Here is a 19,009-nt window from a genome sequence, read left to right as displayed (position 1 = left end):
CTGCTCGCCGCGATCGGATGGTCGGAGGACGAGGGGTGACCATCCGCGAGCCCCAGCGCCGGGCATCGCCGACCGCTACAAGTACTGCTGGACTCCCCCGTGTCCGTGGCACGTGCCGCCCGAATGCGGATGTTCGCTGAACGACCAGCTGCCGTCTGCGCATTGCGCGGTGGCACCAGGTGGCTGCGACGGCCCCTGCCGCGGATACGGCACGCAGTCGCCGGAACTGGCGATATAACAACCGGGCGATGAGTAGGCCGGTGCTGCCATACCACCGGCGGCGGCCGCGACGACCGCGGCGACGAGAGCTGCTCGAAGCAACATGCCCCCAAACCCTTTCCTGTTCGCCGTGTTTGGTGACGTTGCCCGATTCGTCGATCGGAGCGTATGCCGCGCCGCCGTTGCTTACATGCGGAATTGGAAAAATGGCTACGACTCGGCGAGCTTCCTCAACCGTTTCAAGGTGCCGGCGACGGTGCGTCCCACCTGGCGCACGGCGATCCGGTCAGCGATGTACCCGAGCAATCCCCCGGGTGCCTGATACGACAGCCGGAACGTCACCTTCGTGCAGCCGTCGCCGCGGTCGCGCAACCGGATGCGCCCGCGCAGCGTGACCCCGGTGATGCCTACCCAGGCCAGGTCGCGGCCCTCGTCGAATTCGACCACCTCGATCAGCCCGCCCACGGGAACCGAGCCGATCTTCCAGTGCACGGTGTAGCGGGCACCCACGCCGGCCGGCTTGTCGTTCGACGACTCCCAGCGTTCCAGGCTTGTCATGAACGACGGGTAGCAGTCCGGATCGCTGACGATCTTCCAAACCGCGGCGCGGTCGGCGTTGATGACGCAGCGGCGTTCGACGCGCATCAGCCGATCACCGGGAATCGCCGTTCGGCGGCCAGTCGGTCGACCCCGCCCTGCAGGCTGGCCATCACCTTGTCGTGCACCGCCTGGTCGTCTCCATCGACCTCGATCGGGTCTTGGACCTCGATCACGATCTTGGTGGGCAACGGAATGTGGCCCGCCAGGTCGCTGATGTTCAGGCCCCAGGGCAGTGCCAGCGATATCGGGACGCTCTTGAGGCGCAGCAGCTTGTCGGCCATCAGCAGCTTGGCCAGCCACTGCCCACGATTGAGGAACAACGCGCTTTCCTGCCCGCCGACGCTGGCGACGGGCACGATCGGCACCCCGGCCTCACGGGCCAGCCGAACGTAGCCCATCCTGCCGCCGAAGTCGACCTTGTGACGCTCCCACGAAGGCCGGAACACCTCGTAGTCCCCGCCGGGGTAGACCAGCAGCGCGGCACCGGAATCCAGTGCGAGACGGGCATTCTCGGGGTTCGCGGCCACGGTGCCGAACTTGCGCAGCCAACCCAGCGGCGGTGCGGAGACGACGAGGTTGTGTGCCAACTGGTAGAAGGGCCGCTCGACGCCGAAATAGGAGCAGAACGCCAGTGTGAACACGAACGTGTCCGGAGGCACATTGCCGCCGCTGTGGTTTCCGACCAACAGCACCGGCCCTTCGGCCGGGATGCGATCCAGGCCGCGCACGTCCGCCCGGAAGTAGAACGACGCCAGCAGCCAGGTTCCCGGCAGCTGGTCGCGAATGTAGTCCGGGTCACGTTGGTCGAGGTCGGCCTTGGGCACCCACGACACGACCTTGTCCCGGGCCCATTCCAAGACGCCCCTCGCGGTCGCCATAACCGGCCGTATACCCCGGTGTCACCGTGGGTCAAACGCGGTAGAGGGCGGCGGCGTTGCCGTGAGCGATCAGGTCGACCACCCGCATGGCGTCGGCTTCGCTCCAGTCGTCGTCGTCGACGAAGCCGCGCAGCACGCGGTGAATTGCCCTGCGCCACAGTGTCGCACCGAGATAGTGGAGTTCCGCGGGGCCGAATCCGTCCGACGAGTAGAGGACCTTGCCGAAGGGGGCCAGCTCCAGCAGCCGTGCGATGAAGGCCGGTGACCGCGCGCCGAGCTGGTTCACGCTCAACCCGCCGTCGACATAGACGTTGTTGAACGCCTGCGCCAGGTACCCGGCCTCGCGCTCGTAGGGATAGCAATGCAATAGCACGACAGGGGTGTCCGCGGACTGCCGCAGGAAGTCGAGCAATAGCAGCGGGTTGGTCTTGTGCAGGTCGCAATCCCGGTCGCCGAGGCCGACGTGGAATTGCAGGGGCTTGCCTAGCCGCAGCGCCCGATGCAGCCCGAATCGCAGCAGCACCCGGTCCTGCAATCGGGTGCCGCCCCGGTCGCGCCACCGGCCGGCGGCCTCGGCCACCTGTGCCGGTTCCGGTTCGCTCAGGTCGCCGTCGAACCCACCTCGGTAGGCCAGGATCGACTTGGTGCCGACGGCCGTCGCCGCGCGCCGGTGCAGGATGTCCTCGAACGCCACCGCGTAGTCGCCGGGCGCCCGCGCGGCCTGCTCGGCGACCTCCTCGAGGCGGATCACCTCGTGAGCGCGGCTACCGGACAACTCGGCCATGTCGGCGGGGCCGGCGGTGTCCGCGCCGATCCCGGTGTCCACCAGCCAGTCGCTCACCCCCGCGGCCGGCAGGAACATGCGGGCCAGTTCTGCCTCGCCGAATTGGCTGCGGCGTTCCCAATATGATTGCGGGTCAGCGTGCTTCGGAAGACCGAGGACGGGGCCACAATGTGCGCGCACGGCGAAGCCGAGCTGCGTGTCGAATCCCGGGCCCGCGATGGGTTCGGTGTTGGCCTCGTTGAGCGCGTTTTCGAACCGATTCCGGTCCCCCGCGGCCGTCCAACAACCGTGGACGTGTTGGTCGATCAGGGGTACTTCATCGATGTGTTCGGCCAGCGCGCGAGGGTCGGAAACCATGGCGAGCCTGTCACAGGCTCCACGCCATGCGGAACTTGTCCGCCAGATGCTCGGGGTCCAGGTCGCCGTATCGCTCGTGTTCCAGCGAGCGGACGGCGACCACCATGTCGACCGCGGCGTCGCCCACGATGTGTCGCATCAGTTTCGAATCATCCAATGCGGCAATCACTTCGGCCTGGTCGCGATGCAGGCTCACGATGCCGTCGCGTTCGCGTTCGGAAGCGGTTAGGTCCGCCGGGTCGATCGTGACCTCCGGGGGCAGCGGTGCCTGCCGTTCTATTCCGTCCAGGGCCAGGCCCAGGATCGCCGCCGACGCCAGGTAGGGGTTCGCGGAAGGGTCGACGATCTTCACTTCGACGTTTCCGCCGCGCGGGTTTCCGGGCCCGCCGGCGATGAATCGCACTGCGGCCTCGCGGTTTTCGGTTCCCCAGCAGGCGTACGCGCCGGCCCAGTTACCGGGGTGCATGCGCAGGCCGGACACGATCGACCCGCACAGCAGGCCCTGCGCCTCCGGCAGCCCGTGGACCAGCCCGGCCATCGCGTTCTCCCCCGCAGGCGTCATGCCTCTGGCGCCCGCGCCGTCGGAGAACAGCGGCCCGTCGGCCGTCGTCAGCGAAAAGTGTTGGTGGGCGCCGGACCCCACGTCGTTGGCGAAGGGGACCGGCGACAGGCTGATGCGAAGCCCATGGCGGCGGGCCACCCGCCCGACGATGAGTCGCAGCAGTACCAGCTGGTCGGCGGCGGCCACCGGGGGCTGCGGCGCCACGGACAGCTCGAATTGGTTGGCCCCGTACTCGGGGTGAAACTGCTCGATCGCGATGCCTGCCGCGCCGGCCGACCGGGTGACGTCGCGGACGAACTCCTCGTGTTCCAGGACTCCTGCAAGGCCGTACTGCGCCCACAGCGTCGACGGGAGGCGGTTACCGTCGGGCGCCACCAGCAGGAATTCGATCTCGTGCCCGATCACCGCCTCGACTCCGGCTTCGGCGAGCGCGGTTTCGACCCGGCTCAGCGTGCCGCGGGCGCAGGCGGGGACGGGCGCGCCGTCCTGGGAGAAGAATGCGGCGGGCGCCCACGCCAGCCCGTCACCGACGATGCGCAGGGCGGACAGGTCGATGCGCAGCCGCTGGTCCCCGATCACGCCGACATCGCGGGTGAAGGCAATGCCGCTCTGGTCGATCGCGAAGGCGTGCCACGAGGGGCTGGCGCCGAGGCCGGGATCGGCGAAGGCGTTGGTCCGCCGGATCGGTACCGTTTTGGCCAGGGTGAGCCCGGCGGGGTTCACGACGGTGCCGATGACGGTGTCGACGCCCTCGGACTCCAGCTGGGCGATCGCCGCGGCGGCAAGCGGTGTGCCGGTCATGGGAGTCATTGTGCAGGGGGCCGGAGCCGCGGGCTCGCGAATTCAGTTCTGGCGGGCGGTCAGCTCGCTGATGAACCGATCCAGAAAGCCATTCAAGGGCGCGCTACCGGCCGGCCGGATGACGAACTTCGTCAGTCCCGCGTCGATGTAGGCGTCCAGCTGCCTGTGCAGCCGATCCCAGCCGACGGCGATCAGCTCGGCGGGGTCGACGTCCGGGCGACGGTTGCGGGCCGCCGCGGCCAGTGTCGCGGGCAGCTCGCCGTCGACCCCGTCCACGACGGCCAACGAGATCCCGAAGTGATCGGGGTCGATCTGCCGGCCCGCTTGCGCGGCGGCGCGCTGGATCGCCGCACGGCCGGCCCGCGCCTCCGCCGGCGTCAGGAAACTGCCCAGCCAGCCGTCGGCCAGCGCGCCGATGCGCCGATACGCCGCCGGCGCCGATCCGCCGAGCCAGATGTCCAGCGAGGGCTGCGGCCTGGGCATGACAGCGGCCCCACTGACAGTGAAGTACCGGCCGGCAAAGCTCGCGGAGTCCTCGGTCAGAGCCGAGCGCAGCACCCGCAGCGACTCGTCGAACACCGCGGCTCGCTCTCCGTCGGGGACCACGAACACCTCGCGCTCGGCCGGAATCGCCGACCGCAGCCCGAACACCGGAAGGACGCGCTTCGGCGCGACGGCCGCCAGCGACGCCAATTGCTTGGCGACCAGGACGGGATGCCGCCCGGGTAGTACGGCCACCGAGGTGCCGACCTTCAGCCGGTTCGTCCTGGCCAGTGCGTACGCCATCCCGACGACCGGGTCGACCGCCGGGGAGTACACCAGCTCGGAGAACCACAGCGAGTCCACACCGTTGGCCTCCAAGTGATCCACGATGGGGGCCAGTTGGTCCGGTGCGGTGTCCGCGCCCAACCCGACGCCGAAGCGAATCTTCACCCATCGGGCAACGCCGCGATGCCGCGCTTTGTGCCCGCGAAACATAAACCGCTGAGACGTTTTCCGGCGTGGGCTAAAGGGTGATTGCAACATGTGTCGACCTGCCGGCTTGCTTCGTCCGCCCGCTCGAGTGACACGGCTGTGAGAAAAGCACAAACTTTCGTCGCCTAGCCGCGAACCCCTGCAAGGTGGATCTGTTCACGGGTTCCGGTCTGCGGTCGGACGAGCGCCGTGCCCAAGAGTTGGTGACGGCGCATGTGCAGGCGCTATCACCTACGCAAAGCACCGCTTCAGGGCTAGCGCGAGATGCCGATCGCTGTCGGTTAGTGCCATCAACGCGTCATCGTCGAACGCCGCAGCCGCACACAGGTGTCACGCGGGCGTCAGTTCGAAAAGGGGAATGACGCGGTCGGTCTTGGTCTGATATTCCGCGAGTACTGGCGCTAGCTGCGTCACCCGCGGGAAGAGCTCGTCGCGCTCCTCACGCGATACTTCGTGCGCGATCACGTCGTAGTCATCGGTGCCGACCTCGATGTGGGCACGCGGATTGGCACGCAGATTGTGTACCCACGCCGGATCCTTGTGTGCACCAAGGGAGGAACCGACGATCAACATCCGCCCGTCAACGGTCAAATACGCCAGCGGCGTCAGCCGCGGCTTGCCTGACTTGGCGCCCGTCGTGTGAAGCAGCAGAACCTCGCCGCCCGGCAGATTGCTGACGTGGCCGTCATTGGCGCGGAACTCCTCGACGATGGAGCGGTTGAAGGTGTCGAGGGCCTCGGCGTCGGAGGCGAGCTTGTCCTTGTCGATCTCTGACATGTGTGCTGTGTCTCCTTATCTGTGGGCACGTTGTCGGCCAACAGGTCGTGCAAGTCACCGGTGCGTGATGATGTCGGCGCGTGTCGATGCGATGCGGTGGCCCAGGAGTCGCTCCGCGTTCAGGTGAGCGAACTTGTCCTTGTCGTGCGCGCTGATTGGAGCGGCCTGCACGAACTGTCGAGCTCCGCCGTCACCGCCGAATCGCCCCCTTGAGTCCGCGCCGAACCGGCCCATGGATACGCCGTAGGGATCGTCGCCGCCAAACATCAGACGATCCGGCCCGAGCACGTCTTTCGCCTGGATCAGCATGCGGTGACTCAGGATGCCACCGGCGGTGACGTAGAGGTTGGCCGTGATGTAATCGAGGATTGGCCGTTCAAGGGTTTGGTTCGCGGCGCTGAGCACGTCGGCGCGATCAGCGAACGACACGAGCATCTCACCCCAGTGCCCGAGGATGAGCTGCAGTCGCGGATGACGATCAAAGGTGCCGGCGAGGATGAGCCGGAGAGTTGCAATGCCGGCCTCTGCGTGCCACCCCCAAGCACCGGAGGACAAAATCATGTTCGTCCAGTCGTCAAATCCGCTGAAGCAGGCGTCACGGACCGGCTGAGGCGGCAAGGCCGGGTGGATGTACAACGGCACTTCAAGGGACGCGGCGGCTTCGAACACAGGCCGAAATCTGTCGTCGTCGAGAAACGTCTCGCCGGTACGCGGAAACAGTAGCGCTCCGACGAAGTGCAGCTGAGTGACGCAGCGCTCCAGTTCCTCGGCCGCGGCTTGCGGGTCGGGTGTAGGCAGCGTGGCGAATGCCGCAAAACGGTCCGGTCGGCGACCGACCGCGTCGGCGAGGAAGTCATTGGCGTCGCGGGCCAACGGCAAGGCTTCTTCCGGCGGCAATGGCTGGGTGCCGGGTGAGGTAATGGACAGGACCTGCAGATCCACGCCGGCGGCATCCATCCTTGCAAGGCGTTCGGCGCCGACATCGCGTAGGCGCCGGTCAGTGTCCTTCTGGCTGCTCAAAACGGTGACGGTCTCATCTGCTCCGTACTTCAGCAGGGCGTCGCGCAGCTCGGCCGTCCAGGCATGTTCCTCAAGGCCGATCACTCGCTGCACCACCGAGGCTTGCTGCATGGCGTGTCCCTCCATTCGGGGGGTCCAGCGTTTGGTCATCGGGCCGGCCCGGGGGATGATAAAAGCGGAATCTTGTCCCGTTTCGACGATACGGGACGGTGTCCCGTTTAGCAAAACCGGTGGTGGAGGAACCGACGCGGTGAACGACCGTACGATGAGCCCAGCTCAGACGGCACGACCCAAACGGGCCGACGCTCAACGCAATGAGCAGACTCTGCTCGAGGCGGCGGCGGCGGTCTTCGTGACGTCAGGCGTGGAAGCGCCGGTGCGCGAAATCGCGGCCAAGGCCGGCGTCGGGACCGCCACGATCTACCGCCACTTCCCGACGCGAGCAGATTTGGTCATTGCCGTCTACCGTCACCAGGTCGAGGCTCTGGCCGACGCCGGTCCGGCCTTGCTGGCGAGCAGCGCGACTCCGCACGTTGCGCTAGGGCACTGGATCGATCTCTTTGTTGATTTCCTGGTCACCAAGCTCGGACTTGCCGCGGTTCTGCAGTCCGACGACCCGTGCTTCGACCCGCTGCACTCCTACTTCCTGGATCGCCTTCTGCCCGTGTGCACCCAGCTGCTCGAGGCCGCCGCCGCGTCGGGCGAGAATCGCTCCGACCTCAAGGCCCACGAGCTCCTGCGTGGCGTCGCGAGCCTCTGCACAAACTCGGGCAGTCACGGTGACGACGCACGCCGACTGGTCGACGTTCTGATCGCAGGACTACGCCGACCTCAGCGATTTTCCGGCGACGACCCGGACGGGGGACGATCCTTGAAGCCGTGATTGCCGCCGGCGGCCCGCGTCGCCGCCTTGACCCTTGATGACACCTTCACCAGCAGTGGCACCGTGGCGCCAGCTCAACTCATCGCCGACCCCGGATCGTCGCGGCCGCGACCGAGATCCTCAACACCGAAGGCGAGAACGCTCGGGGTGCGGTTATGCCCGGCTGGGAATGGTCAGCTTGCAGGCCTGCCCGATGTCCAGTGTCCGCAGGACTCGGCCCATGCCGACCCACAGCGCACAGGAGAGGGCCAGGTCGGCCAGCAGCTCGTCGGAGAAGTGTTCGGAGCAGCGGCTCCAGAAGTCCTCGTCGTCGCGCAGACCCGTGTGATCGCTCGCGAACCGGTCCGCGAACTCGGCCGCCAGCCGTTCCTGCTCGCTGTAGCCGGGCCAGGTGCGCCACTCCTTGGCGTGGTCGTACAACTCCTCGTCGACGCCGGCGGCGGGCCCGTCCTCGTCGCGGGTGTTGACGCAGACGACGCACTCGTTGCGGTGCGCGATGACGGCACGCGCCAGTTCGCGGGTGCGCAGCGGCAGCCGGTTCTTGGTGTAGACCGCGTTGCTGAAACCGCCGAGCGCAGCGCCGATGTCCGGGGACTTCACAAACCAGCCGGCCAGGTCGTCGTCAGCAAATGTTCCGATTCGGCTCATGGCGTGATGGTACGCGCGCACCGCCCGTTTCAGGAGGCAGGCGCCGGGATCTTCATGGTGGGACGGTCGTCGCTCCAGTCCCGTTGCGCGAGAACGCGGCCCGCGACTCGGTTCAGCGCAGCTTCCACCACGCGGCGATCCGGTCGTCCGTCGAATCCCGTTGAGCGGGCGAGCTTGTCGACCAGCCAGCCGACCAGCAGGGCGTGCACGTAGTCCACCTGCTGGACCCCCGCGGGTGTTAGCCACAGCTGGTCGCCGTCGGCGCGGGCGTATCCGGTGGCGATCAGCCGCGAGAAGGTGGGCTCCAAGACCTCGAACGGTATCCGTAGATAGTCGGCGATGTCGGTGAGCCGGGCCGTGCCATACATCTGCCCGTAGCGGTTGATGCGCAGGACGCCCCACAATCCGGCCACGTCGAGTCGGCAGTCGGGTCGCATGGCGATGCTGCGCAGTCGCATGCCGGGCACACCGCGCAGCATGCGTTCGACCGCGCCCTCCAGCATTTGATCCGGGGTCTCGGTGCTCGGCATGCCGAACGCGTCGCCGAGATCGATTGTGCTGTCGTGCATTTCCCGCAGCGGTACCTCCCGCAGGAACAACGCCAGGACGAACCCCACCAGCGCGACCGGAATCGCCCATCCGAACACGTGGGTGAGCGAGTCAGAGTAGGCGGCGACAATCGGGGCGGCCGCCTGGCGGGGCAACCGGTGCAACGCCTCCGGTGACGCGGCGGCCGCCGCCGGCGCGCGGCTGGCCACCATCGCCGGGCCGATCCGGCTGTGCAGAAAGTTCGTGAACAGCGAGCCGAAGATGGCGGCGCCGAACGAGCTTCCGATTGTGCGGAAGAACGTGACGCCGGAGGTCGCGACGCCGAGGTCGTCGAAGCCCACGGTGTTCTGCACGATCAGGACCAGAGTCTGCATGCACATCCCGATCCCGGCGCCGAGGATGACGAGGAACAGCGACTGAACCAACACCGATGTCGACGGGTCCATCCGCGACATCAGGAAGAAAGCCAGCGCCATGACGGCGGTGCCGGCGACGGGGAAGACTTTGTATCTGCCCGTGCGGCCGACGATGACACCACTGCCCATTGAGATTGTCAGCATCCCGATCACCATCGGCAACGTGCGCAGGCCCGACGTGGTGGCCGAGACCCCGTCGACGAACTGCATGTAGGTCGGCAGGAACGTCAGGGCGCCCAGCATCGCGAAACCGACCACGAAGGACAGCACGCAGCACACCGTGAACACCGGACTGCCGAACAGCCGGGTCGGCAGGATCGGCGCGGCGGCGCGGCTTTCCACCCAGGCGAAGAGGCACAACGCGGTCACCGAGCCGGCGAACAGGCCGACGATCGTCGGCGATCCCCACGGGTAGGTGGTCCCGCCCCAGCTGGTGGCCAGTGTCAGCCCGGCGGCACCGAGGCCGACCAACAGGATGCCGGTGTAGTCGATGACGGGTTTGGTGCGCTCCGACAGCGCCGGGATGGCGGCGGCCGCCACGAAGAACACCACGACCGAGATCGGCACGTTGATCCAGAACGCCCAACGCCAGGTGAAGTGGTCGGTGAAGTAGCCGCCGAGCAACGGGCCGATCACGGTGGTGACGCCGAATACCGCGCCCATCGCGCCCTGGTAGCGGCCGCGGTCCCGCAGCGGGATCACCTCGCCGATCAGCGCCATGGCGGTCACCATCAGCCCGCCGCCGCCGATGCCCTGCAGCGCGCGGGACGCGACGAGCATGCCCATCGAGCTCGAGAGCCCACACAGCACCGATCCGGCGACGAAGAACACCACGGCCGCCTGGAACACCCGCTTGCGGCCGAACAGGTCACCGACCTTGCCGACGAGGGCGGTGATGATCGTCGAGGCGAGCAAATAGCTGGTGACCACCCACGATTGATGGCCTGCGCCACCAAGATTGGCGACGATCGTCGGCAAAGCGGTCGCCACGATCGTCTGGTCCAGCGCGGCCATCAGCATGCCGAGCAGGATCGCCACGAAGATGAAATTGCGTCGCTGCGGGTCGACCGCGACGTCCCCGGGTCCGGTGTCCGCCGGAGCCGCCGCTGGTGTCGCCCTCGTCATGCCCGCCTTCCCACGGCTTTCGATGGTAGTGAGTGCCCGGGGTTAACCCGTGGCAACCAAACCCGCGAAAAGGCGTGCGCGGCCTGTTAGCTCGGCGGCCGCGAGACGCACTGCGCGGAGTAGAGCTCCACGCCGAGCTTGTCCATCAGCTCCAGCTGCGTCTCGAGGTAGTCGATGTGCTTTTCCTCATCAGCCACGATCTCTTCCAGCAGGGTGGCGCTGGTGGTGTCCTGCTTCTCGCGGCACATGATGATGCCGGGCTTGAGCCGGTCCATCACCTCGTATTCGATGGCCAGGTCGGCCTCGAACTGCTCGCGCAGTGTCTGGCCGATGCGCAGGGAGAAGAGGCGCTGGTAGTTGGGCAGCCCGTCGAGCAGCAGAATGCGATCGGTGATCGCCTCGGCGTGCCGCATCTCGTCGAAGGACTCCTCCCGGGTGTGCTTGGCGACCTCGGTGAAGCCCCAGTTGTCCTGCATTTTGGAGTGCAGGAAGTATTGGTTGATCGCGGTGAGCTCGCCGGTCAACTGCTCGTTGAGCAAGCGCAAAACATCCGGATCCCCTTGCATGATCACTCCCCTACGGTGGCGTCGAAACGGTGGTCATTCCAGGCCGTGGCGGGGTGCGCTGGGCTGAGCACACCATGCCGGGCCGTAGTCGCACTTTGCCATGCCGGGGTGCAATCTTCCAGCAAGGTATGGCTGTGCTCAGTGTGTGTTTCGCGCCGCTCCGGTGATCGACGTTGCTGGAGGTAAGGTTAGACTGCGCTAACGAACTTAGGTTAGACTCAACTAATATTGCTGTCGGTTCGGCATTTTCTTCGGGAATCCCGGTGACACGGGAGGCCGAGAGGGAGGACGAATTGAGCGCGCGTGGCCAGGCCGTCGAGGAAGGGAACGTCGCCCGCATGCAGGGGATGCGCTGATGTACGTATGCCTGTGTGTCGGCGTGACCAACCACACGGTGTCCGAGGTGGTCGCCCAGGGCGCCTCCACCTCCAAAGAGATTGCGGCCGCGTGCGGGGCCGGCGGCGACTGCGGGCGCTGCCGACGGACGCTGCGGGCGATCATCGCCGCGTCGGCGAACCTCGAGACCGCTCCCTCGCTTTAGGAATGCGCCCGCTCAGCGGGTCTTGTTGAAGTCCGCCAGGGCCGCGGCGTTGGCCTGTGCCCCCATCAGTTCGGCGAAGTGCGCGTTTTCCCGCGCGGTGGCCGCGGCGATTTCCGGCCGGACCGGCTCCACCATGGTGTGCTTGACCGCCATCAGGCTCGAAATCGGGCGGCTGGCAAGGATTTCCGCGTGCCGACGGGCTTCAGGGAGCAAATCGTCGGGCTCGCAGACCCGCCAGACCAGGCCCATTCGCAACGCCTCGTCGGCGTCCACCCACTCCGAGGACATCAGCAGCCAGGCGGCGTTCTGCCGGCCCACCAGCTGCGGCAGCAGGTACGACGACGCCGCCTCCGGCGCCACCCCCAGGCTGGTGAACGGGCACTTCAGCCGGGCGGTCGAGGACATGAACGCCAGATCGGCGTAGCCGAGGATGGTGGCGCCGATGCCGACCCCGACGCCGTTGACCGCGCAGATGAGCGGCTTGGGGAACGCGCTGAGGGCATCGATCAGGCCGATGAAGCCGTACTTGCCCGGGGCGAAGTCCGGATCGATGATGCGGGCCTGCATCTCGGCGAGGTCGGTGCCGGCGCTGAAGCCGCGGCCCGCGCCGGTCAGCAGCACCACGGCGACGTCGGGATCGTCGGCCGCGGCCAATAGCGCCTCCGCGGTAGCGTCGTACAGGGCCTCGTTGAACGCGTTGAGCGCCTCGGGCCGGTTCAGCGTGAGGGTGCGCACCCGCTTGTCGTCATCGATCTGCAGCGTCACGGCTGCAGCCTAACCAGGTCAGCCGTTGCCGTAGACGCGGGTGGGCACGATCAGCACAACGGCGCGCCGCTCCCGGGCCATGACGCGGTCGTAGGTGTCCCAGTCGTCGTGCGTGCCGCCCGCGGCGGTGAAGACATCGCGGAGCAAGAGCCGCAGCTGGTCGTCCGTGGTCAGCCAGGGCTGGGCGTCTTCGGGGCCGGCCAGCTCCGCGCGGCCCTCGACGGTCGCCCACTGCCAGCCCCTGCGGAAGGTGACCGCCAGCTGTGGCCGCGCCCGCAGGTTGGCCAGCTTGACCTTGCCGTAGGTGGTGAAGCCCAACACCTCCTGGCCGCCGTCGGGATGCGGCAACAGGCCGACGTTGACCAGTGACGCCTGCACCGTCGCGTCGGCGCGAACCGTGGAGACGACCGCCAGGCCGCTTTCCGACGCGACCAGCGCCACGGCGTCGCGCAGAGAGGTCATGTGGGTTCCCCGATGAACGGTGTCTTGAAGACGTAACGGCTGGTGGGGACGGTGTCGATGTTCTCGTTGGCGCCGAACGCCGTGGTGCTGGCGACCATTCGGCCCAAGCGGTCCTGCAGGTCCTTGTCGTCGGCGGCACCGAAGAACGCCTTGAGATCGGTGACCGCCTCAATGGGGAATAACTCCTCGACGATGCCCGCGATTCTCGGCGCGTCCGGGGTGAGGGCGCGCACCACCCAGTTCTGGGTATAGCCGAAGGTCGCCTGCGTCTCGATGGCCACCGAGGTGTGGTCGCGCTGCCACCGGTTCAGCCAGCCCGCCTGGTCGAGGCCCTCGGGCCGGCGCAGCAGCGCGATGTTGGCGAAACCCGTTGTACGCGAGCCAGACTCGTTCACCGGCGCCTTGAGTGGGACCGATTCGGTCACCAGGTAGGCGGCGAGTTGTTCGCATTCGACCGCGAGCAGGGTCAGGGCCGCCGCCATCTGCTCGCCGTAACACTGCTGGGTCCACATGCTCACCACCGCGGAGACCGGCGGGTCCAGCGTCGTGAGCGTCATCAGTGAATGACGCACCGCGTCGTCGCGCACGTTGACCGCCAGCCCGGGAAGTCCCAGCGCCAACAGGGCGTCGGCGACCGGGCCCCGCTGGCGGGCGCACCAGTTCTCGTCCGAATCGGCACGCATGAGCACGGCGACGACCTTTTCCATGTGCTGAACCTACCGCCGGCGTCGCGCTATTTGACCAGCCGCACCTGGTGCCGGTTGCCGATCAATGTGCCGATCATCCCGGCCAGCTGTCGGTAGGACTCGTCGCGGCCGCTGGACGAGCGGTACACCAAACCAATGCGCCGCCCCGGTCGGGGTGCGGCGAACTGTGCCAGGCCTAGGCGGCTTCTCGTCGCCTCGACCGGCACCGCGCTCTGCGGGATCAGCGTCACCCCCAGGCCGCCGGTCACGCATTGCACCGCCGTGGCAAGCGAAGCCGCGCGGGTGTTGGCCAGCTCCGCTCGCACGCCGGCCTTGTGGCACACCTCGAGCGCCTGGTCGCGCAGGCAGTGCCCCTCGTCCAGCAGCAGCAGCGGTAGATCGGCCAGCGCCGTCGTCGGGACCCGCCGCTTTCCGGACAGCGGGTGCCCGGGCGGCAGCGCAAGCACGAAATCCTCGTCGTAGATCGGGATTGCGGTGATGCCGTGGGCGTCGGCGGGCAGGGCGATCAGCGCCGCGTCGAGCGCGCCCTCGCGCAATACCGTCAGCAGTCGTTCGGTCTGGTCTTCCGTTACCCGCAACGTCATTTCGGGGAACCGCTCGGCGAGGCCGGCCAGCACCGTCGGTAGCACGTAGGGCGCGATCGTCGGAATCAGGCCCAACCGCATCCCGGCCCGGAGCGGATCGGATGAGCCGGCGGCCGCGGCGGTGAACGCGTCCACCGCCTCGACGACGGCCTGGGCGCGCGGCAGCAGCTCGATGCCCTCGGGCGTCAAGAGGACGCGCCGGGTGGACCGCTCGATGAGCCGGCTGCCGAGCCCGGTCTCCAGCGCCGCCAGTGCCTGCGACAACGTGGACTGACTGACGCCGAGAGATGTTGCGGCACCGCTGAATTGGCGCCGCTCGGCAATGGCGACGAACGCGCGCAGGCCAGCGATCGTCGGCTGATAAGTCTTATCGGGCATACCTATAAGTGTAGTGGGAAATATCACCTTTACTTCAGGCAGCCTGAACGGGCAACATAACGGGGAAAGCTAATCTTGAGTAAATCCAAATTAGGAGAGCCATGCCTTTGCTGACCATCGGCGACCAATTCCCTGCCTACGAGCTGACTGCGCTGATCGCGGGCGATCTGTCCAAGGTCGACGCCAAGCAGCCCGGCGACTACTTCACCACCATCACCAGCGACGACTACGAGGGCAAGTGGCGCGTTGTGTTCTTCTGGCCCAAGGACTTCACCTTCGTCTGCCCCACCGAGATTGCCGCGTTCGGCAAGCTCAACGACGAGTTCTCCGACCGCGACGCGCAGGTCCTGGGCGTCTCGATCGACAGCGAGTTCGTGCATTTCAACTGGCGTGCGCAGCACGAAGACCTGAAGAAGCTGCCGTTCCCCATGCTCTCGGACATCAAGCGCGAGCTGAGCCTGGCCACCGGCGTGCTCAACGCCGACGGTGTAGCCGACCGGGCGACCTTCCTGGTGGACCCCAACAACGAGATCCAATTCGTCTCGGTCACCGCGGGATCCGTCGGACGCAACGTGGAGGAAGTGCTGCGGGTGCTGGACGCGCTGCAGTCCGACGAGCTGTGCGCCTGCAACTGGCGCAAGGGCGACCCGACGCTCGACGCCACCGAGCTCCTCAAGGCGTCGGCTTAGTCCACGCCTGGGCGGGTACAAGGCCTGATTAGGAGGCGAGATGAGCGTAGAAAACCTCAAGGAAGCGCTGCCCGAGTACGCGAAGGATCTCAAGCTCAACCTGGGCTCGATCACTCGCACGACCGAGCTCGACCAGGAGCAGCTGTGGGGCACCCTGCTGGCTAGCGCCGCGGCGACGCGCAACACCCAGGTGATCAGCGAGATCGGCGCCGAAGCGGCCGACGTGCTGTCCGCGGAGGCGTACAACGCGGCGCTGGGCGCCGCGTCGATCATGGGCATGAACAACGTGTTCTACCGGGGCCGCGGCTTTCTCGACGGGAAGTACGACGATCTGCGTGCGGGATTGCGGATGAACATCATCGCCAATCCCGGCGTGGAGAAGGCAAACTTCGAGCTGTGGTGCTTCGCGGTGTCGTCGATCAACGGCTGCCCGGACTGCGTGGCCGCCCACGAACACACGCTGCGCGAGGCGGGTGTGAGCCGGGAGACCATCCAGGAGGCGCTGAAGGCCGCGGCCATCGTCTCCGGCGTGGCACAAGCGATCGTCGCCTCCCAGACACTGGCCACCGTCGGCTGACGCAGTGACGGCACCAGCCTGGGTAGAACACGCGATCTGGTGGCAGGTCTATCCGCTGGGGTTCGTCGGGGCCTTTCCCGCGTCGTCGGAGCCGCCGCAGCCGGGTGAACACCGGCTGCGGCGGCTCGTCGACTGGTTCGACCACGCCATCGCGCTGGGCGCCTCGGGCATTGCGCTGGGCCCCATATTCGCTTCGCGCACACACGGTTACGACACCACCGACCATTACCGCATCGATCCCCGGCTGGGTGACGACGCCGACTTCGACCACCTTGTCGTCGAAGCGCGCCGCCGCGGCCTGCGCATCCTACTCGACGGCGTGTTCAATCACGTCGGCGTCGATTTCCCCCGCTACCAGGAGGCTTCGCGCAACGACGCGGCCGCGCGCTGGTTCCGCGGGCGCCCCGGCTCGTTTCACACCTTCGAGGGTCACTCCGAGCTGATCACGCTCAATCACGACAACCCCGAGGTGATCGACTACACCGCCGACGTGATGGCGCACTGGCTGGAGCGCGGCGCCGACGGCTGGCGCCTCGACGCGGCTTACACGGTGCCGGAAGGGTTCTGGGCGGCGACACTGCCGCGCGTCCGCGAGCGCTTCCCGGACTCCTGGTTCGTCGGCGAGCTCATCCACGGCGACTACGCCGCGGTGGTGCGGGCCGCCACGTTCGACTCGGCTACCCAATACGAGCTGTGGAAGGCGATCTGGAGCAGCCTCAACGACGGCAACTTCTTCGAGCTGGACTGGGCCTTGCAGCGCCATGCCGAGTTCCTGACGAGCTTCGTCCCGCTCACCTTCATCGGCAACCACGACGTCACCAGGATCGCCAGCAGGCTGGACGACCCCCGACACGTGGCGCACGCCCTGGTGCTGCTGCTCACCGTCGGCGGCGTGCCCAGCGTCTACGCGGGCGACGAGCTGGGGTTCCGCGGCGTCAAAGAGGAGCGCTACGGCGGTGACGACGCGGTCCGCCCGGAGTTCACCTCTCCCCCATTGGAATTGGACAGGTTCGGCGCAGAGATGTGGGCGCTGCACCAGTTCCTCGTCGGGCTGCGCCGTCGTCATCCGTGGCTACACCGGGCGACGACCAGTGCACTGCGGCTGGAAAACCGGCACTACCTGTACGAAAGCCGCGACGGCGACGACGCGCTGCTGGTCGCGCTCAACATCGGCGACGAGCCGATGAGTGTGGCGCTGTCGGAGCTGGGTGCCGCCCACCGCCGGGTCATCGGCGGGTCCTCGGCGCCGCCACAGGAGGTCATCGACGCGGTGGTCGTTGAGCCGCACGGCTGGCGGATCCTAAGCCCGGCCTAGGCGCTCCAGCGTGAGCCGGTCCTGCCGGCCGTCGTAGTACTTGTCGAGCAGCGCGACGAAGTCGTCGTTGTTGTCGGTCGCGTGCATGAACAGCGTCATCGACGAACACAGCTTCAGGTCGTCGGGTGAGCCGAAGATGTCGCGGATCGACCGCCCCGCCACCTCGTTGACCAGCCGGGCGCACTCGCGCAGTCGCGGCCCGAGCAGCTCGTGCCGCAGGTAGGCGCGGGCCTCGTCGAGCGATGAGATGCCGTAGTGCACAGCCGTAGGGCTGCCGCCCAGGCCGCGCAACTGCGGGAAGACAAACCACATCCAATGGCCGCGTTTCCGCCCGGAACGCAGCTCGTCGATGACGTTGCGGTACACCGGGGCCTGCGCGTCGACGAAGCGCTGGAGGTCGAAGTGGTCGCTCTCCGGTTCCATGTGACTACGGTTGCACACTGTGGAAGTCAACCGGCGAGTGCCCAGGGTGCGCGATCTCGCGCCGCTGATCAAGTTCAAGCGACCGCAGTTCGACGCCACCAGGCGCCGCCTCGACGGCGCCTACACCATCGAGGACTTGCGGCGCATCGCCAAACGGCGTACCCCCAAGGCGGCGTTCGACTACACCGACGGCGCCGCCGAGGACGAGCTCTCCATCAGTCGGGCCCGACAAGCCTTCCGCGACATCGAGTTTCACCCGACGATCCTGCGCGACGTCACCAATGTCACGGCCGGCTGGAACGTGCTGGGTCAACCGGTCGTGCTGCCGTTCGGTATCGCGCCCACCGGATTCACCCGGCTGATGCACACCGAGGGCGAGATCGCCGGCGCGGCGGCGGCGGCCAAGGCCGGCATTCCGTTCTCGCTGTCCACGCTCGGCACCTGTTCGATCGAGGACCTGGTGACCGCTGTTCCGCAGGGCAGGAAGTGGTTTCAGCTCTACATGTGGCGGGACCGCGAACGCTCGATGGCGCTGGTGCGGCGCGCGGCCGACGCGGGTTTCGACACGCTGCTGGCCACCGTCGACGTCCCGGTGTCCGGCGCGCGGCTGCGCGACAACCGCAACGGCATGACCATCCCACCGACGTTGACGCTGCGCACCGTCCTGGATGCGGTCCCGCACCCGAAGTGGTGGTTCGACCTGCTGACCACCGAGCCGTTGGCGTTCGCGTCGCTGGACCGCTGGCCCGGCACCGTCGCCGAATACCTGAGCACCATGTTCGACCCGAGCCTCACCTTCGACGACCTGGAATGGATCAAGGCCCAGTGGCCCGGCAAGCTGGTGGTCAAGGGCATCCAGACGATCGAGGACGCCCGCGCGGTGGTCGAGCACGGCGTCGACGGCCTCGTATTGTCCAATCACGGTGGGCGGCAACTTGATCGGGCGCCGGTGCCCTTCCATCTGCTGCCGACGGTCGCGCGTGAACTCGGCAAGGACACCGAAATCCTGGTCGACACCGGCATCATGTCGGGCGCCGACATCGTCGCGGCGATCGCGCTGGGTGCGCGGTGCACGCTCGTCGGGCGGGCCTACCTGTACGGGCTGATGGCGGGCGGCGAGGCGGGCGTCACCCGCGCGATCGACATCCTGGCCGACGGGGTGATCCGGACGATGCGGCTGCTGGGCGTGACCTGCCTCGAGGAGCTGTCTCCCAGGCACGTGACCCAGCTGCGGCGTCTGGGGCCGGTTCCGCCGGTGTGAGCCTGGCCGCACAGTCGAGGGCGAACGTGCGGCCAGCCGCAAATTCGGCGGGGCGGCATCATCCATCGTCACTGTGCGGCCAGGCTCACACCGGCGGAACCGGCCCCAGACGCCGCAGCTGGGTCACGTGCCTGGGAGACAGCTCCT

22 protein-coding genes are annotated in these 19,009 nt (G+C 67.4%); 6 read left to right on the top strand and 16 right to left on the bottom strand.

Going from position 1 to position 19,009, the window contains the following annotated elements:
* Window positions 1-75: 75 nt before the first annotated feature.
* From A5695_RS30095 to A5695_RS01240, 8 genes are all read right to left on the bottom strand, one after another.
* Window positions 76-270, bottom strand: a complete 195-nt coding sequence (locus tag A5695_RS30095; RefSeq protein WP_304442335.1) for a DUF3761 domain-containing protein — start codon at window positions 268-270, stop codon at window positions 76-78.
* A gap of 159 nt (window positions 271-429) precedes the next feature.
* Window positions 430-864, bottom strand: a complete 435-nt coding sequence (locus A5695_RS01270; RefSeq protein ID WP_068077273.1) for an SRPBCC family protein — start codon at window positions 862-864, stop codon at window positions 430-432.
* Window positions 864-1,697 (bottom strand): lysophospholipid acyltransferase family protein, encoded by an 834-nt coding sequence (locus A5695_RS01265; protein ID WP_068077271.1) that lies wholly within the window; start codon window positions 1,695-1,697, stop codon window positions 864-866. Before A5695_RS01265 ends, A5695_RS01270 begins: the two co-directional genes overlap by 1 nt.
* Before the next feature lie 31 nt (window positions 1,698-1,728).
* Entirely contained in the window at window positions 1,729-2,838 is a 1,110-nt protein-coding gene (locus A5695_RS01260; protein WP_068077269.1) for an amidohydrolase family protein, read from the bottom strand.
* 10 nt (window positions 2,839-2,848) lie between these two features.
* Complete coding sequence (locus A5695_RS01255) at window positions 2,849-4,201, bottom strand: glutamine synthetase family protein (protein WP_068077267.1); 1,353 nt, start codon at window positions 4,199-4,201, stop codon at window positions 2,849-2,851.
* 42 nt (window positions 4,202-4,243) lie between these two features.
* The gene (locus A5695_RS01250) at window positions 4,244-5,134 is read right to left on the bottom strand and encodes a TIGR03854 family LLM class F420-dependent oxidoreductase (protein ID WP_068077265.1); all 891 of its coding nucleotides are present in this window, start codon (window positions 5,132-5,134) and stop codon (window positions 4,244-4,246) included.
* Window positions 5,135-5,506: 372 nt separating this feature from the next.
* Window positions 5,507-5,953 carry a nitroreductase family deazaflavin-dependent oxidoreductase gene (locus A5695_RS01245; protein WP_068077263.1) on the bottom strand — a complete coding sequence of 149 codons (447 nt, stop codon included), beginning with the start codon at window positions 5,951-5,953 and terminating at the stop codon, window positions 5,507-5,509.
* Between the two features lie 54 nt (window positions 5,954-6,007).
* The gene (locus tag A5695_RS01240) at window positions 6,008-7,084 is read right to left on the bottom strand and encodes an amidohydrolase family protein (protein WP_068077277.1); all 1,077 of its coding nucleotides are present in this window, start codon (window positions 7,082-7,084) and stop codon (window positions 6,008-6,010) included.
* A 154-nt stretch (window positions 7,085-7,238) separates the two neighbouring features.
* Here A5695_RS01240 and A5695_RS01235 point away from each other — a divergent pair, with 154 nt between their 5' ends.
* Entirely contained in the window at window positions 7,239-7,856 is a 618-nt protein-coding gene (locus tag A5695_RS01235) for a TetR/AcrR family transcriptional regulator (RefSeq protein ID WP_068077261.1), read from the top strand.
* Between the two features lie 153 nt (window positions 7,857-8,009).
* On the opposite strand, the gene A5695_RS01230 is transcribed toward A5695_RS01235, so the two are convergent.
* The 3 genes from A5695_RS01230 to bfr all read right to left on the bottom strand — a co-directional run bounded on the left by A5695_RS01230 (window position 8,010) and on the right by bfr (window position 11,160).
* Window positions 8,010-8,504: a carboxymuconolactone decarboxylase family protein gene (locus tag A5695_RS01230; protein WP_068077259.1), complete on the bottom strand. Its 495-nt coding sequence runs from the start codon at window positions 8,502-8,504 to the stop codon at window positions 8,010-8,012.
* Between the two features lie 29 nt (window positions 8,505-8,533).
* A complete protein-coding gene (locus A5695_RS01225) occupies window positions 8,534-10,594 on the bottom strand; it encodes an MDR family MFS transporter (protein WP_068077257.1) in 2,061 nt (686 codons plus the stop codon).
* A gap of 86 nt (window positions 10,595-10,680) precedes the next feature.
* On the bottom strand, window positions 10,681-11,160 hold the full coding sequence (gene bfr, locus A5695_RS01220; RefSeq protein WP_068077275.1) for a bacterioferritin: 480 nt from the start codon (window positions 11,158-11,160) through the stop codon (window positions 10,681-10,683).
* A gap of 355 nt (window positions 11,161-11,515) precedes the next feature.
* Here bfr and A5695_RS01215 point away from each other — a divergent pair, with 355 nt between their 5' ends.
* Window positions 11,516-11,701, top strand: coding sequence for a bacterioferritin-associated ferredoxin (locus tag A5695_RS01215; protein ID WP_068077255.1), 186 nt, complete (start codon window positions 11,516-11,518; stop codon window positions 11,699-11,701).
* A gap of 12 nt (window positions 11,702-11,713) precedes the next feature.
* On the opposite strand, the gene A5695_RS01210 is transcribed toward A5695_RS01215, so the two are convergent.
* The 4 genes from A5695_RS01210 to A5695_RS01195 are packed head-to-tail and all read right to left on the bottom strand — an operon-like array spanning window position 11,714 to window position 14,597.
* Entirely contained in the window at window positions 11,714-12,466 is a 753-nt protein-coding gene (locus A5695_RS01210; protein WP_068077252.1) for an enoyl-CoA hydratase/isomerase family protein, read from the bottom strand.
* A gap of 18 nt (window positions 12,467-12,484) precedes the next feature.
* Window positions 12,485-12,928, bottom strand: a complete 444-nt coding sequence (locus A5695_RS01205) for a TIGR03618 family F420-dependent PPOX class oxidoreductase (RefSeq protein ID WP_068077250.1) — start codon at window positions 12,926-12,928, stop codon at window positions 12,485-12,487.
* The gene (locus tag A5695_RS01200) at window positions 12,925-13,635 is read right to left on the bottom strand and encodes an EthD domain-containing protein (protein WP_068077248.1); all 711 of its coding nucleotides are present in this window, start codon (window positions 13,633-13,635) and stop codon (window positions 12,925-12,927) included. Before A5695_RS01200 ends, A5695_RS01205 begins: the two co-directional genes overlap by 4 nt.
* A gap of 26 nt (window positions 13,636-13,661) precedes the next feature.
* On the bottom strand, window positions 13,662-14,597 hold the full coding sequence (locus A5695_RS01195; protein WP_068077246.1) for a hydrogen peroxide-inducible genes activator: 936 nt from the start codon (window positions 14,595-14,597) through the stop codon (window positions 13,662-13,664).
* 101 nt (window positions 14,598-14,698) lie between these two features.
* Between A5695_RS01195 and A5695_RS01190 the strand changes: the two genes are divergently transcribed.
* Genes A5695_RS01190 through A5695_RS01180 form a run of 3 tightly spaced genes read left to right on the top strand, consistent with a single transcriptional unit; the run spans window position 14,699 to window position 17,178 of the window.
* Complete coding sequence (locus tag A5695_RS01190) at window positions 14,699-15,286, top strand: peroxiredoxin (RefSeq protein WP_068077244.1); 588 nt, start codon at window positions 14,699-14,701, stop codon at window positions 15,284-15,286.
* Window positions 15,287-15,326: 40 nt separating this feature from the next.
* Window positions 15,327-15,863 (top strand): alkyl hydroperoxide reductase, encoded by a 537-nt coding sequence (locus A5695_RS01185; protein ID WP_068077242.1) that lies wholly within the window; start codon window positions 15,327-15,329, stop codon window positions 15,861-15,863.
* Between the two features lie 4 nt (window positions 15,864-15,867).
* Complete coding sequence (locus tag A5695_RS01180) at window positions 15,868-17,178, top strand: alpha-amylase family protein (RefSeq protein ID WP_068077241.1); 1,311 nt, start codon at window positions 15,868-15,870, stop codon at window positions 17,176-17,178.
* Here A5695_RS01180 and A5695_RS01175 read toward each other — a convergent pair.
* Window positions 17,164-17,601: a DUF1810 domain-containing protein gene (locus A5695_RS01175; protein WP_068077239.1), complete on the bottom strand. Its 438-nt coding sequence runs from the start codon at window positions 17,599-17,601 to the stop codon at window positions 17,164-17,166. The genes A5695_RS01180 and A5695_RS01175 overlap by 15 nt on opposite strands.
* Window positions 17,602-17,620: 19 nt before the next feature.
* Here A5695_RS01175 and A5695_RS01170 point away from each other — a divergent pair, with 19 nt between their 5' ends.
* Window positions 17,621-18,862 (top strand): alpha-hydroxy acid oxidase, encoded by a 1,242-nt coding sequence (locus A5695_RS01170; RefSeq protein WP_068077237.1) that lies wholly within the window; start codon window positions 17,621-17,623, stop codon window positions 18,860-18,862.
* The last annotated feature ends 147 nt before the right edge of the window (window positions 18,863-19,009 follow it).

The sequence above is a fragment of the Mycobacterium sp. E1747 genome, assembly GCF_001667775.1.
Classification (GTDB): Bacteria; Actinomycetota; Actinomycetes; order Mycobacteriales; family Mycobacteriaceae; genus Mycobacterium.
The sequence above is the reverse complement of the archived record's forward strand: the minus strand, read 5'-3'. Positions and strand labels throughout refer to the sequence as shown.

Bases quoted from the DNA above. Each gene is read 5' to 3' on its own strand.
- A5695_RS30095 (WP_304442335.1), bottom strand. From the start codon at position 270: ATGGCAGCACCGGCCTACTCATCGCCCGGTTGTTATATCGCCAGTTCC.
- A5695_RS01270 (WP_068077273.1), bottom strand. From the start codon at position 864: ATGCGCGTCGAACGCCGCTGCGTCATCAACGCCGACCGCGCCGCGGTT.
- A5695_RS01265 (WP_068077271.1), bottom strand. From the start codon at position 1,697: ATGGCGACCGCGAGGGGCGTCTTGGAATGGGCCCGGGACAAGGTCGTG.
- A5695_RS01260 (WP_068077269.1), bottom strand. From the start codon at position 2,838: ATGGTTTCCGACCCTCGCGCGCTGGCCGAACACATCGATGAAGTACCC.
- A5695_RS01255 (WP_068077267.1), bottom strand. From the start codon at position 4,201: ATGACCGGCACACCGCTTGCCGCCGCGGCGATCGCCCAGCTGGAGTCC.
- A5695_RS01245 (WP_068077263.1), bottom strand. From the start codon at position 5,953: ATGTCAGAGATCGACAAGGACAAGCTCGCCTCCGACGCCGAGGCCCTC.
- A5695_RS01240 (WP_068077277.1), bottom strand. From the start codon at position 7,084: ATGCAGCAAGCCTCGGTGGTGCAGCGAGTGATCGGCCTTGAGGAACAT.
- A5695_RS01235 (WP_068077261.1), top strand. From the start codon at position 7,239: ATGAGCCCAGCTCAGACGGCACGACCCAAACGGGCCGACGCTCAACGC.
- A5695_RS01230 (WP_068077259.1), bottom strand. From the start codon at position 8,504: ATGAGCCGAATCGGAACATTTGCTGACGACGACCTGGCCGGCTGGTTT.
- A5695_RS01225 (WP_068077257.1), bottom strand. From the start codon at position 10,594: ATGACGAGGGCGACACCAGCGGCGGCTCCGGCGGACACCGGACCCGGG.
- bfr (WP_068077275.1), bottom strand. From the start codon at position 11,160: ATGCAAGGGGATCCGGATGTTTTGCGCTTGCTCAACGAGCAGTTGACC.
- A5695_RS01215 (WP_068077255.1), top strand. From the start codon at position 11,516: ATGTACGTATGCCTGTGTGTCGGCGTGACCAACCACACGGTGTCCGAG.
- A5695_RS01205 (WP_068077250.1), bottom strand. From the start codon at position 12,928: ATGACCTCTCTGCGCGACGCCGTGGCGCTGGTCGCGTCGGAAAGCGGC.
- A5695_RS01200 (WP_068077248.1), bottom strand. From the start codon at position 13,635: ATGGAAAAGGTCGTCGCCGTGCTCATGCGTGCCGATTCGGACGAGAAC.
- A5695_RS01195 (WP_068077246.1), bottom strand. From the start codon at position 14,597: ATGCCCGATAAGACTTATCAGCCGACGATCGCTGGCCTGCGCGCGTTC.
- A5695_RS01190 (WP_068077244.1), top strand. From the start codon at position 14,699: ATGCCTTTGCTGACCATCGGCGACCAATTCCCTGCCTACGAGCTGACT.
- A5695_RS01185 (WP_068077242.1), top strand. From the start codon at position 15,327: ATGAGCGTAGAAAACCTCAAGGAAGCGCTGCCCGAGTACGCGAAGGAT.
- A5695_RS01175 (WP_068077239.1), bottom strand. From the start codon at position 17,601: ATGGAACCGGAGAGCGACCACTTCGACCTCCAGCGCTTCGTCGACGCG.